This is a genomic window from Mameliella sp. AT18, assembly GCF_028807275.1.
Lineage (GTDB): Bacteria > Pseudomonadota > Alphaproteobacteria > Rhodobacterales > Rhodobacteraceae > Antarctobacter > Antarctobacter albus.
Map to the genome: position 1 here is coordinate 1 of NZ_JARAMO010000168.1, position 13,113 is coordinate 13,113.

Genomic DNA, 13,113 nt, shown 5'->3' on the forward strand with positions numbered 1-13,113 from the left:
TTTGGTTTGAAAAATACCTCGGGGAGCGCCGAAGGCGCGGGGGCAGCGTCCCCTCCCACCGCCGAGGATCAGTCCTCGGCCTGGGCGTCCGCGCGGCTCTTGCCTGCCACGTTCATCGCCAGGGTCGCCGCCATGAAGGGGTCAAGGTCACCATCCAGAACGCCAGAGGTATCGGCGGTCTCGTAGTTGGTGCGCAGGTCCTTGACCATCTGGTAGGGCTGCAACACGTAGGACCGGATCTGGTTGCCCCAGCCCGCATCCCCCTTGGCCTCGTGCAGGGCGTTGACCTCGGCGTTCCGTTTGTCCAATTCCAGCTGGTAGAGCCGCGATTTCAGCGCCTTCATGGCGATGTCCCGGTTCTGGTGCTGCGACTTTTCCGACGAGGTCACGACAATCCCCGTGGGCGCGTGCGTGATCCGCACCGCCGAGTCGGTGGTGTTGACGTGCTGACCACCGGCGCCCGAGGACCTGAAGGTGTCGATGCGGATGTCGGCCGGGTTCACTTCGATCTCGATATTGTCGTCGATCACCGGATAGGCGCCCACGGCGGCGAACGACGTCTCGCGCGTGCCCTTGCCAAAGGGCGAGATCCGGACCAGCCGGTGCGTGCCGCTCTCGGACTTCAGCCAGCCATAGGCGTTCGGCCCCTTGATCTGGTAGGTGGCGGACTTGATCCCCGCCTCGGCGCCGGCCTGCTCTTCCTGCAGGTCGACCTCGAAACCGCGTTTCTCGGCCCAGCGGACGTACATCCGGGCCAGCATCTGCGCCCAGTCGCAGGCCTCTGTGCCGCCGGCACCTGCCTTGATTTCCAGGAAGGCATCGTTGCCGTCCGTCTCGCCGTTCAAGAGCGCCTCGAGTTCCTTCTTGGCGGCCTTGTCGACCAGCGCGGCGATCGCCGCCTCGGCCTCGGAGACAACCTCCTGGTCGTCCTCCATCTCGCCCAGTTCGATCAATTCGATCTGGTCGGCGAGATCCTGTTTCATGGCCGTGTAGGTCTCCATCGCGTCGACCAGCTGCTGACGTTCGCGCATCAGTTTCTGCGCCGCCGCCGGGTCATCCCAGAGGTTCGGGTCCTCGACCCGGGCGTTGAATTCCTCCAGCCGGTGCTGGGCCGTGCCCCAGTCCATGCGCTGGGCCAGCAGGTCGAGCGATTTCTCGATCTTTTCCACGTGGTTCTGGGTCTCTGCGCGCATGTCTTATGGTCCTGTCTCGGTCCTCTCGGGTGATGCGTGATAGCAAGGGGCAGGCGGACGGGCAAGCCGGGGAACAGCAGGGCGGACCGATTGAGCCCGGTGCCCCGCCCTGCTCGTCCTCGCGGAAGAGTATGTCAGTACAGCCCGCCAGAGCTGAGCGTGCCAAAGCCCGCCTTTGGTCCCACGATGGCCTTGTCGCCGGTCGAGGTCGTGACCTCCTGCGCGACGGTCGATCCGTCCGGCTGGATCACGTCAAAGGTGCCCGAGATCGCAAAGCCGCCGTCAAACATCACGCCGAAGATGGGCTCTTCGCCGAGGCGGAAGCACTCGGAAACGACGTTGGGGCCGCTGGCATCGTCCGGCAGGCGCGCGCCAGAGAAACGGTCGATCTTGATGAACTGGCATTCCTCGGGAACCTTGAAGTTGCCGCCCCCGTACTTCTTGACAGCTTCCTTCATGAATTCGTTGAACACCGGGCCACACATGCCGCCCCCCGAGGCCCCGCGGCCCAGGGACCGCGGCGTGTCGTAGCCAATGTAGCAGCCCGCCACGATGTTCGAGGTGAAGCCGACGAACCAGACATCCTTGGCGTCGTTCGTGGTGCCGGTCTTGCCCGCGGTCGGCACGCTGAGGTTGACGGTACGCGCGGCGGTGCCACGCTCGACGACGCCGCGCATCATCGAGGTCAGCTGGTAGGCGGTGACCGCGTTCATCACCCTTTCACGCTCGTCGGCGATACGCGGCGCCTGCCCCTCCGGCAGGTCAGGATTGTCGCAATCGACGCAGACCCGTTTGTTGCCAAAGACGGATTCATGCGAATAGACGGTGGTGCCGTAGCGGTCCTGAACCCGGTCGACCAGCGTCGGTTCGACCCGCTCGCCGCCGTTGGCGAACATCGCGTAGGCGGCAACCATGCGGAACAGGGTCGTCTCGTCCGCGCCCAGCGAGTTCGCGATGGACAGGCCCATGCGGTCGTAGACGCCGAATTTCTCGGCATAGCTGGCGACGATGTCCATGCCCACTTCCTGCGCCAGGCGGATCGTCATCAGGTTCCGCGACCGTTCGATCCCGGTGCGCAGCGGTGTCGGGCCGTAATACTGGTGAGAGGCGTTCTTGGGGCGCCAGACGCCGGCACCGGTGTCCACCTCGATCGGGGCGTCGACAACGATGGTCGCGGGCGAATAGCCCGAATCCAGCGCCGAGGCATAGACGAAGGGCTTGAAGCTCGACCCCGGCTGGCGCATCGCCTGCGTTGCCCGGTTGAAGACCGAGTTCTGGTAGGAGAACCCGCCCTGCATGGCGATGACGCGGCCCGTGTGGGCGTCCATCGCCATGAAACCGCCCTGCACTTCGGGCACCTGCCGCAGGCTCCAGCGGATGAAGGCGCCGTCGCTGTCCTGGGTCATCTGGCGGACATGGATCACGTCGCCGGGTTCGAAATTGTCGAAAAGACTGCCCTTGAACCAGTCGGTGTCGGATCGGGGCACGGTCATGCCGCGTGGATCGTCGAGGGCCACGTCCTCGATCCCAAGGAGGAGAGAATTGTCGCGCACCTCGCGCACCACCGCCACGTGCCAGGGATGTTCCAGCTCGATGTCGCGGGCCACGCGCAGGTCGGCCAGAGCTTCGCGCCACTTGGCCTCGTCGCCCAGGGTATCGGCCGGAATCGTCTTGCCGGTGCCGCGCCATGCACCGCGCGAACGGTCGTATTGTTCCAGCGCGCTGCGCAGCGCCTGGGCTGCCTTCCCCTGCATCTCGGGGTCCAGCGTCGCGCGAACGGAATACCCGCCGGAAAAGAACTGTTCCTCGCCAAAGTCGCGGCTCAACTGGCGGCGGATCTCGTCGGTGAAATAGTCACGGGGTGGCAGCGACCGCTGGTAAGGTTCGAAATCACCGTTCTGAACGGATTTGAGCGGCATCGCGACCTCGGCCTCATAAGTGCCCTCGTCGATATAGCCGTTCTCGAACATTTCCTTCAGCACGAAATCGCGCCGTTCGCGGAGACGCTCCTTGCGGCGCACCGGATGGTAATCCGATGGCGCCTTGGGCAACGAGGCCAGCGTCGCCGCCTCATGCGGGGCGAGTTCCGACAGGGTCTTGTTAAAATAGACCTGCGCGGCGGCGGTGACGCCGTAGGCGTTCTGGCCCAGGAAGATCTCGTTCAGGTACAGTTCAAGGATTTTCTCTTTGTCCAGCGCGCCTTCGACGCGGCTGGCCAGGATGATCTCCTTGATCTTGCGTTCGACGCGACGGTCGCCTGACAGCAGAAAGTTCTTCATCACCTGCTGGGTGATCGTCGAGGCGCCGCGCGTGTTGCCGCGTGCCGTGTCGATGGCCGCCGACACGATAGCGCGCGGGTCATAGCCATTGTGGGTATAGAACGACTTGTCCTCGGCAGAAATGAAGGCATGCTTGACCATGTCCGGGATTTCGCGCGCGGGCGTAAACAGGCGCCGTTCCTGCGCGAATTCGTCGATCACGCGGCCCTCGGCCGAATAGATCCGGCTGATCGTCGGCGGCGAATACTGCGCCAGGTGTTCGTGGCTGGGCAGGTCGCGCCCGTACATCCAGAACACGGCCCCGATGGTCAGTGCGACCATCATGGCGCCCATTGTCACGACCGAGAAGATCGCCCCGAAGAAGGAAAAGATGAAACGCAGCACATGCGGCTCCCGCTACCCGACTGAAGCCGTGTTTATAGCGCATAAGGGCATGGGTCAAAACACATCGACGCGCGCCGGGCGGCGGTTTGCCGAAATGGCGCCCTATTGCCGTCGCAGGCGCGACAGGGCCTCGTCCTCCAATGCCCAGGCCGCGATCCCGTCCCGCAGCCCGCGCGCCATGCCCGAACGCCAGACCGGGTCCTGCAGGTTGCGCAGGTCCTGTTCCGTCGACAGGAACCCAAGTTCGACCAGCACGGATGGAATGTCGGCCGATTTCAGCACCGAAAAGGCCGCCTGACGCAGCGGGTCCTTGTGCACATGGCCCAATGAGCCGTCGATCCCGGCGACGATGTGTTCGGCCAGCGCCTGGCTGCGCGGCGTATTGTCGAGCCGGGCCAGATCCATCAGGATCTGGGCGACCCGGTCATCGGTTCCGGTCAGGTCCAACCCCGCCAGCAGGTCGTCCCGGTCGTGCCGTTCGGCCAGGGCCTCCGAGGCGGCGTCGGACGCCTCTTCGGCCAGCGTGTAGACCGCGGCCCCATGCGCCACACCCTCTTCCAGCGCATCCGCGTGCAAGGAGATGAAGAGGTCCGCCCCGACCTCATGGGCATATTTCACTCGCCCTTCGAGAGAGACAAAGCGATCCCCCTGCCGGGTCAGCCGCACATCGTAGTCACCCGACCGCAAGAGAACCTCGCGCAGTTCCAGCGCGAATGTCAGCACCAGGTCCGCCTCTGTCACGCCATCCCTCTGCGCGCCCGGGTCGATGCCGCCGTGGCCCGGGTCAAGGACAATGGTCAGGGGGAGGTCCGGGTCCGGGACAGAGCGGCGGGCCCGCGGGCGGGTCTGGACCCAGGACGGATCGGCCGGCGGACCGGCGGTGCTGGCAAAGCGCTCGGCATCACCCGGTTCCAGTTGCAGGGTGAGTTCGGCACCCGCCCCATCGGGCAGAACGCGCATGCCAGCGCTTTGCACCAGCATCGGCTCTGCCAGTTCCGCCACCAGTCGCGACCAGCCGGGGCGAAACAGCCCCATCCGCAGGGCACTGATCCGGTCACTCTGGTCCAGGTCGGCGGGATCGGCGCCTTGCCAGTCGACCTCGGCGAAATCCAGCACCAGCCGGTCGGGCTCTGTCAGGGTGAACACCCGCCAGGGCACGCCCTGCGACAGGGTCAGCGTCAGCTCGGTGCCGCCGAACCGGCGATCCTCGATCCGCCCGTCGATCAGCCGGGCGAGCCCGGCATCCTGCGCGGCGGCGCTGCCGGCCCATAGGCTCAGCGCCATCAGGAAAGTAAGAAATCTGCTCATCTGCCCCGGTTCCGGTGTTTGCCGCACTCTAGGGGTATCCGGTCAGGTCGATCAATCCCGGACGGACCGGTTCAGGCGGCGCCCTGCCCGCGTGCGGCCATGAAGGCCCCGAGCCGCGCAAGCCCTTCCTTGATCTCCTCGGTCGACTGGGCATAGGCAAAGCGCAGCGTGCCGCCCCCCCGCACCGGGTCGAAATCCAGCCCCGGCGTCACGGCAACGCCCGCCTGGTCCAGGATCTCGCGGGCAAAGGCACGGCTGTCATTGGTCAGATGGCTCACATCCGCGTAGACGTAAAAGGCCCCGTCCGGCGGCGCGATCCGGTCGAAGCCGATCCGCGGCAAGCCGTCCAGCATCAACTGGCGATTGCGCGCATAGACGGCCAGGTTTTCTTCCAGCTCGTCCTGTGCGTCCAGCGCCGCAAGCGCCGCGACCTGGGCGGCATGTGTCGGACAGATGAACAGGTTCTGGGCCAGGCGTTCGAATTGGCGGACCATGTCCTCGGGCACCACTAGCCAGCCGATCCGCCAGCCGGTCATCGAGAAGTACTTGGAGAAGGAGTTGATCACCACGACATCGTCGCTGATTTCCAACGCCGAGACCGCGTCCTTTTCATACTCGATCCCGTGATAGATCTCATCCGACAGGAAGGCCGCGCCTCGCGCCTGGGCGTCCGCGATCAGCGCGGCCAGTTCCGGCTTTTCCAGCATCGTGCCGCTGGGATTCGCCGGGCTGGCAACCAAAAGCCCCTCGTAGTCTATTCCGGCGAGGTCCCTGGGCGTGGGTTGATAGCGGTTTTCCGCCGAGCACTGCACCTCGACCGGGGTCACGTCCAGCGCCTTGAGGATCTGCCGGTAGGACGGATAGCCGGGCGCGCCCAAGGCCATCCGGTCGCCCGCGTCGAACAGCGCGGTAAAGGCCAGGATGAAGCCGCCGGAGGACCCCGGCGTGACCACCACCCGGCCCGGATCCAGGTCGATCCCGTACCACTCATCATAGAGTTTCGCGATGCGGGCGCGCAGTTCCGGCAGCCCAAGCGCGACGGTGTATCCCAGAGGATCGTTTTCCATGTCGCGCGTCAGGGCGGCGCGGGCCGCGGCGGGCGCAGGGGTGCCGGGCTGGCCCAGTTCCATGTGGACGATGCTGCGCCCGCCGGCCTCTGCCAGGCGTGCCGCTTCCATCACGTCCATCACGATAAAGGGATCAACCGCGCCCCGCCTTGAATTCCGCATGCCTGCCTCTCTACTGTGTCGCCAGTGAGGCTTACGAGCACAAGGAGCAGCCCGTCAATGATACGCCACACGATCCTGTCCCGTCTGACCGCCCTGGTCATGGCTCTGTCCATTCTGGCAGCAGCTCCGGCCCAGGCGGCCACCACGCTGCTGCGCGACGCGGACATGGAATATGCGCTGCGCCAGCTTGCCGCGCCCATTCTGACCGCCGCCGGCCTCAGCCCGCAGCAGGTCAAGATCATCGTGATCGACGACGGGTCGCTGAACGCCTTTGTCACCGATACGCGGCATATTTTCCTGCATTCCGGCCTGATCATGCGGCTGGACAGTGCCGAGGCCCTGCAGGCCGTGATCGCGCACGAGGCCGCGCATATCGCCAATGGCCATATCGCGCGCCGCCTTGGCAACCTGCGCGCCGCGCGCACCGCCGCAGGAATCGGCATGGCGCTGGCCGCGGCCGCCGCGGCGGCAGGGGCCAACAGCCAGGCAGCGGCAGCCGCCGCCATCGGGTCGCAATCCTCGGCCATGCGGCTGTTCATGTCGCATACCCGGGCCGAGGAATCCGCCGCCGACATCTCCTCTGTCCGGTTCATGATGCGTGCCGGTGTCGATCCGCGCGGCGCGCTGGAGGTGCAAAAGCTCTTTCGCGGGCAAGAAGCCCTGTCAGTCGGCCGCCAGGACCCCTACATGCGCACCCACCCGATGACCCGCGACCGCCAGCGCGCGCTCGAGGCGCTGGTGGCGGGACAGAAGAGTCCGGGCCGGGATGCCACCGCGCAATACTGGTTCAAACGGGCGCAGGGCAAGCTGACCGCCTTCAAGCGTGCGCCGTCCTGGACGCTGCGGCGCCTCAAGGACAGTGGAAGCCAGGACATCGCCCACATGCGCGAGGCCGTGGCCTGGCACCGCCAGTCGAACCTGAAAAAATCCCTCTCCGCCATCGACCGCGCCATCGCGCTGCGCCCCGGCGATCCCTACCTGCTGGAACTCAAGGGTCAGATCCTGCTGGAGTCGCGCCAGTTCGGCGCCGCCGTCCAGGTCTACCAGGCGGCTGCCAATCGCGCCCCGCGCGAACCGCTGATCCTGGGCGGGCTCGGTCGTTCGCTGCTGGCGACCGGGAACCACCGGCAGGCTCTCAAGGCGCTCGAGGCGGCACGCGGACGTGATTTCACCGATGCCCGCGTCTTGCGTGACCTTGCCGTCGCCTATGCCAAGACCGGGCAGCCGGGCATGGCCTCGGTCGTGACCGCGGAACGCTATGCCCTGCAAGGGCGCCTCAAGGACGCAAGGCTGCACGCGGAACGCGCGGTTGCCACGCTGCCCCGCGGCTCTGCCCCGTGGCAACGGGCACAGGATGTGCTAAGTGCGGCGAAACAGGCCAAATAACAGACAACATGATTGGGAGTCCCCATGTTCACCTCGACCAAATTCCTTCGCGGCAGTGCCGCTGCCCTCTGCCTTCTGGCGGCCCCGATGGTGCAGGCCCAGGACGACGGCGGCTTTGATTTCTCGTCCATGACGCCCGACCAGCGCGCTGCCTTCGGGGCCCAGGTGCGCGAATACCTTCTGGAAAACCCGCAGGTCATCATGGAGGCGGTCGCCGTCCTCGAAGACCGCGAAAAACAGGCGCAGGCGGCGCAGGACGACGCCCTGGTGACCGACAACATGGCGCGCCTTCTGGATGACGGGTTCTCCTATGTCGGCGGCAACCCCGATGGCGACGTCACCGTGATCGAGTTCATGGACTACCGCTGTGGCTATTGCCGCCGCGCCCATCCCGAGGTCGAAGAGTTGATCGCCAGCGATGGCAACATCCGCTACATCCTCAAGGAATTCCCGATCCTGGGCGAGGCCTCGATGGTGTCGTCCAAATTCGCCGTGGCAACGCATATCGTGGCCGGGGATGAGGCCTACAAGGCCGTGCATGATGCGCTGATCACGCTGGAAGGCAACCCGGGCAACGGACCGCTGCGCCGGATCGCGCAGACACTGGGCCTGGATGCCGATGCGATCATGGCCGAGATGGAAAGTGACGAAGTCGCCCGCCGCATCGCGGAAACCCGCGAACTGGCCATTGCCATGAACATCAACGGCACACCCAGCTTCGTTTTCGGCGAGGAAATGGTGCGCGGCTACGCCCCGCTGCCGACCATGCGCCAGATCATCGAAGACCAGCGCGCCGCCGAGTGATCCGGGCCGCGCTTCTGTCTTGCGCCTTCTGCGCCAGCCCCGTGCTGGCGCAGGAGATGACGCTGTCGGAACGGTTGCGGGCGCTGAGCGCGCCAGCACCGACAGATTTCTATGAAGATGAACGCCAGGGCGACCTGGACCTTATCGCAAGCCATGCGCCGGCGCTGTTCGGCGACGATGGCGCCGTGATCGTCATGTTCAGCGGGCCGGAGTGCGGCAGCTGTGGCACGGCCTGGACTGACTTGCAGGACATGGCCCAGGCGCAGGGGGTCCCGGTGCGTCTGCTGGACACGGGTGAGCCCGAAAACGCCGCGCTGATGCAGGCGCTCACGCTGGACACCCTGCCCTCCTATGTCATGCGGGACAGGTTGATCCGGGGTGAGATGCCCGCCTTTGTGCTGGGGCGATACCTGGCGGAATGAGGCGGGCTACTCCGCCGCTTCCGCCTGTTCGGCCTCGATGACTTCTGCCCGCTTCTCGACCTCTTCGACGATGTGCTCGATCATCTGGTCGTTGGACATCTTGTGGCTGGCCTTGCCCGCAAGGTAGACCATGCCGCTGCCCGCGCCGCCGCCGGTAAAGCCGACGTCCGTCATCAGCGCCTCGCCGGGGCCGTTCACGACGCAGCCGATGATCGACAGGCTCATCGGTGTCTTGATGTGCTCCAGCCTTTTTTCAAGCACTTCCACGGTCTTGATCACATCGAACCCCTGCCGGGCACAGGACGGGCATGAGATGATGTTGACGCCGCGATGGCGCAGGCCAAGCGATTTCAGGATCTCGTAGCCGACCTTGACCTCCTCGACCGGGTCCGCCGACAGAGACACGCGGATCGTGTCGCCGATCCCCATCCACAGCAGGTTGCCCAGCCCGATGGCACTCTTGATCGTGCCGGACATCAGGCCCCCGGCCTCGGTGATGCCAAGGTGGATGGGCGCGTCCGTCTGTTCGGCAAGCTGCTGGTAAGCGGCGGCGGCCATGAAGACGTCAGAGGCCTTGCAGCTGATCTTGAACTCGTGGAAATCGTTATCCTGCAGGATCTTGATGTGATCCAGCCCGCTTTCGACCATCGCGTCGGGGCAGGGTTCGCCGTATTTCTCGAGAAGGTGTTTTTCGAGGCTGCCTGCGTTCACGCCAATCCGGATCGAGCAGTTGTGATCGCGCGCCGCCTGGATCACCTCGCGCACGCGGTCTTGGCTGCCGATGTTGCCCGGGTTGATCCGCAGGCAGGCGGCTCCGGCCTCGGCGGCCTCGATCCCGCGCTTGTAGTGGAAATGAATGTCGGCGACGATCGGCACCGGGCTTTCGCGCACGATCTCCTTCAGCGCGCGCGACGAGTCTTCGTCGGGGACAGAGACCCGGACAATGTCCGCGCCCGCTTCAGCTGCGGCCTGTACCTGCTTGATAGTACCGGGAATATCCGTGGTGACCGTGTTGGTCATGGTCTGCACGCTGATCGGCGCATCCCCCCCGACGGGGACGTTTCCCACCATGATCTGCCGGGATGTGCGACGATAGATATTGCGCCACGGGCGGACGTGATTGAGGCTCATGCGCTCTGTCCTGTGTTTGCGTTGGTCTCGAGGCGGACACTAGTCCCTGCGCGCGCCACAGACCAGCCCGTGCGCCATCGCGCCGCGTGTCGTTACTGGCCCTGCAGGTCCAGTTCCGCGACGACCTTGGCCAGTGTCTGGTTCCGGGTCAGGTCAGCAACCTGCATCTCGCGCTGGATGTCCCCGGCGGACAAGGCCAGATCACGCCCGAACTGGCCACTGGGCCCATAGGGTCCGTAGGTTTCGCCATTGACGGCAAAAAAGACACCGCCCGCATTGCCCGAGAAGATCGTCGGCGCCTGGTCCGTCTGCGGCACCTGGTAGGTGTCACCCGGTTTCAGCAGGCGTGCCAACAGCTTCTTGCCCGAGGGCGAGGTGATCTCGACCCAGGTTTCCGCTACGGCCACCACCGTGATGCCGGGGGCGCGTTCGGCGGTGACGCGCGGCACGTTGGGCTGCACGGGTTCCGGCGTGGGGGCCGGTTCCGCCACCTCGACGGGTTCGGGCGCAGGCGCGACCGGCTGCGGCGCGGGAACCGAAGGAGCGGGCGCCGCGGCAATAGCCGCCGCAAGAGCGATGCTTTCGGGCCGGGCGACCGGCGGGATGTTCGGCACGTTCCGCGCCAGGTCGGTGGGGATCGGCTTCTGACCGGCGCGCTGCACCGGCTCTGCCCGGGCCACCTGCGGCGCAGCCAGGTTCAGATCCACAAGGACAGAGGCCAGATCGCGGTCCCTGGCCGAATCCGCGACATCATAGCGATCAACGACGTCAGCGCCGGCCAGCGAGATATTGCTGGTGACTCGTCCGGGCTGGCCGGCGGGGCCGTAGGTCCGACCGTCGACGTTGAAGTAGACCGCACCGGATTCACCAACGCGAATGCGCGGGCTGGCGGCATCACGCGGCACGGCAAAGGTCTCGCCCGCGTTCAACACGCGAGAGACCAGCACGCCGTCATTCTCGGACCGGACCTCGACCCAGGCCGGGCGCACGGCGACGACCATGACACCGCTGGCCGCGGCGAGCGGACTGACAAGCGTCGGACCATCTGTGGATTCGGGGATCACGCCTTCGGCGACCAGGCGGTCCGCCAGGGCGGCGGCAGCCAGTGAACTGTCCTGCACATTCGGCAGACCGCGCGGCCCGCTTCCGGCAAAGACCCCGACCCGTTCGGGGTCGAGGGTCGAGATCGGGGCGTCACGCGCCACAAGGACCGGAACGTCCAGCGCCTGCGGACGATAGAGGCGGTCAAAGGCTTCGGTCGTGGGCGGAGTAAAGACCCCGGCCTGCGTGGTTTCATCGCCTTCGTCGCGCGCACTGGGCGCGATGGCGGCCTGCAGCGGGTCCAACTCGCTCAACACAATGGGGGTCTGATCGACCGGCGTGACCTGCACGCGCTGCACCTCTTGCAACACGCGGTAGCCGCCGTAACCGATGCCCCCGATCAGGGCCAACAGCACCAGAGACGATCCCAGCGCGCCGGGTTCGACCCGTGACAGGAGGCTGTCATTGGCCGGGGCAAAGGGCATGCGCGGTTCCGCGATGGAATCGCGGTTGCGCGCGCGCGCCTCGTCGTTCTTGGGTTTGCGGATGACAGAGGCCTCTTGCGACATGCCGTGCGCAACGGAAAAGCCGCTTTCCGCGCAGAAATGCGCGAATGCCTCATCCGGGTCCATCCCCAGGTAGCGGGCATAGGATCGGACGTAGCCAGCGATGAACCCCGGCGTGTCAAAGGCGGACGGATCGCAATTTTCGATTGCGGCGATGTAGCTTGCCTTGATGCGCAGCTCTCGCTGCACATCCAGCAGCGACTTGCCCATTGTCGCCCGTTCACCGCGCATGACGTCACCCAGTTTCAGGGTGTAATCGTCAAAGCTCTGCGGCGACGTGTCGTCGCCGTTGTCGTCACGGTGCTGGGATTTGCGCCCGATCATTGCGAGACTGCCCCATTCTACCCATCAATTATGTGCCTGCCCGGTCCAGGCTGCACGATTCGCGCAACCCGGTTATTACGGTAAGGCTAACACATCTCAAGCCATTTGACAGGTATTGGCGGGGTTTAGCCGGCGAGTTCAGCGCGATTTAGCGCACAATGACTCCACAATTCGTCCATCGCGCGCACCAGACGATCCATCTCGTCGGGGCCGTGCACCGGCGAGGGGGTGAACCGCAGACGTTCGGTGCCGCGCGGAACGGTCGGGAAGTTAATCGGCTGCACGTAGATGCCATAGCCCTCAAGCAGCATGTCGCTCAGCTGCTTGGTATGGACAGGATCGCCGACAATCACAGGCACGATATGGCTGCCGTGGTCGATGATCGGCAGGCCCATGCCCTTGAGCCGGGTCTTGAGGATCTTTGCCTGGGTCTGGTGCCTGTCGCGCAGCTCCTGGTCGGTCTTGAGATGACGGACCGAGGCGGCAGCACCGGCGGCGACCGCGGGCGGCAAGGAAGTCGTAAAGATGAACCCCGGTGCATAAGACCGCACGGCGTCACACATTTTTGCCGAGGCGGCGATATAGCCCCCCATTACACCATAGGCCTTGGCCAGGGTTCCGTTGATGATGTCGATGCGGTGCATCAGGCGGTCGCGTTCCGCCACCCCTGCCCCGCGCGGGCCGTACATGCCGACCGCGTGGACCTCGTCGATGTAGGTCAGCGCGCCGAATTCATCCGCCAGGTCGCAGATCGCCTCGATCGGGCCGAAATCGCCGTCCATCGAGTAGATCGATTCGAAGGCGATCAGCTTGGGCGCGGCGGGATCGTCGGCCTCCAGCTTGGCACGCAGATCGTCCAGGTCGTTGTGCTTGAAGATGCGCTTGGCCCCGCCGTTGCGGCGCACGCCCTCGATCATCGAGGCGTGGTTCAACTCATCCGAGTAGATGATCAGGCCCGGGAACAGCTTGGGCAGCGTGCTCAGCGTCGCGTCATTGGCGATATAGGCAGAGGTGAACAGCAGCGCCGCCTCCTTGCCGTGCAGGTC

Annotated in this window: 10 protein-coding genes; 3 read left to right on the forward strand and 7 right to left on the reverse strand. The window is 65.5% G+C overall.

Annotated features, from left to right (window positions below):
• Positions 1–68: 68 nt before the first annotated feature.
• The 4 genes from prfB to PVW46_RS15035 form a co-directional block, all read right to left on the reverse strand.
• Entirely contained in the window at positions 69–1,193 is a 1,125-nt protein-coding gene (prfB, locus tag PVW46_RS15020) for a peptide chain release factor 2 (RefSeq protein WP_043138724.1), read from the reverse strand.
• Positions 1,194–1,327: 134 nt separating this feature from the next.
• A complete protein-coding gene (locus PVW46_RS15025) occupies positions 1,328–3,856 on the reverse strand; it encodes a penicillin-binding protein 1A (RefSeq protein ID WP_069208882.1) in 2,529 nt (842 codons plus the stop codon).
• 102 nt (positions 3,857–3,958) lie between these two features.
• Entirely contained in the window at positions 3,959–5,164 is a 1,206-nt protein-coding gene (locus tag PVW46_RS15030; protein ID WP_069208883.1) for an N-acetylmuramoyl-L-alanine amidase, read from the reverse strand.
• A 71-nt stretch (positions 5,165–5,235) separates the two neighbouring features.
• Entirely contained in the window at positions 5,236–6,393 is a 1,158-nt protein-coding gene (locus tag PVW46_RS15035; protein WP_069208884.1) for an aminotransferase class I/II-fold pyridoxal phosphate-dependent enzyme, read from the reverse strand.
• Between the two features lie 57 nt (positions 6,394–6,450).
• Between PVW46_RS15035 and PVW46_RS15040 the strand changes: the two genes are divergently transcribed.
• The 3 genes from PVW46_RS15040 to PVW46_RS15050 are packed head-to-tail and all read left to right on the forward strand — an operon-like array spanning position 6,451 to position 9,005.
• Positions 6,451–7,779, forward strand: a complete 1,329-nt coding sequence (locus PVW46_RS15040; RefSeq protein ID WP_069208885.1) for a M48 family metalloprotease — start codon at positions 6,451–6,453, stop codon at positions 7,777–7,779.
• A gap of 24 nt (positions 7,780–7,803) precedes the next feature.
• Positions 7,804–8,583, forward strand: coding sequence for a DsbA family protein (locus PVW46_RS15045; protein ID WP_043138713.1), 780 nt, complete (start codon positions 7,804–7,806; stop codon positions 8,581–8,583).
• 41 nt (positions 8,584–8,624) lie between these two features.
• The gene (locus PVW46_RS15050) at positions 8,625–9,005 is read left to right on the forward strand and encodes a hypothetical protein (RefSeq protein ID WP_274576442.1); all 381 of its coding nucleotides are present in this window, start codon (positions 8,625–8,627) and stop codon (positions 9,003–9,005) included.
• 6 nt (positions 9,006–9,011) lie between these two features.
• Here the strand turns inward: PVW46_RS15050 and ispG are convergent, their stop codons facing one another.
• The 3 genes from ispG to hemA form a co-directional block, all read right to left on the reverse strand.
• Positions 9,012–10,136, reverse strand: coding sequence for a flavodoxin-dependent (E)-4-hydroxy-3-methylbut-2-enyl-diphosphate synthase (gene ispG, locus PVW46_RS15055; RefSeq protein WP_043138710.1), 1,125 nt, complete (start codon positions 10,134–10,136; stop codon positions 9,012–9,014).
• 92 nt (positions 10,137–10,228) lie between these two features.
• Entirely contained in the window at positions 10,229–12,067 is a 1,839-nt protein-coding gene (locus tag PVW46_RS15060; protein WP_069208887.1) for a helix-turn-helix domain-containing protein, read from the reverse strand.
• A 125-nt stretch (positions 12,068–12,192) separates the two neighbouring features.
• A partial coding sequence (gene hemA / locus PVW46_RS15065) for a 5-aminolevulinate synthase (RefSeq protein WP_274576447.1) occupies positions 12,193–13,113 on the reverse strand: 921 nt, incomplete at its 5' end.

Coding starts and splice junctions, on each gene's coding strand:
- prfB (WP_043138724.1), bottom strand. CDS start 1,193: ATGCGCGCAGAGACCCAGAACCACGTGGAAAAGATCGAGAAATCGCTC.
- PVW46_RS15030 (WP_069208883.1), bottom strand. CDS start 5,164: ATGAGCAGATTTCTTACTTTCCTGATGGCGCTGAGCCTATGGGCCGGC.
- PVW46_RS15035 (WP_069208884.1), bottom strand. CDS start 6,393: ATGCGGAATTCAAGGCGGGGCGCGGTTGATCCCTTTATCGTGATGGAC.
- PVW46_RS15040 (WP_069208885.1), top strand. CDS start 6,451: ATGATACGCCACACGATCCTGTCCCGTCTGACCGCCCTGGTCATGGCT.
- PVW46_RS15045 (WP_043138713.1), top strand. CDS start 7,804: ATGTTCACCTCGACCAAATTCCTTCGCGGCAGTGCCGCTGCCCTCTGC.
- ispG (WP_043138710.1), bottom strand. CDS start 10,136: ATGAGCCTCAATCACGTCCGCCCGTGGCGCAATATCTATCGTCGCACA.
- PVW46_RS15060 (WP_069208887.1), bottom strand. CDS start 12,067: ATGATCGGGCGCAAATCCCAGCACCGTGACGACAACGGCGACGACACG.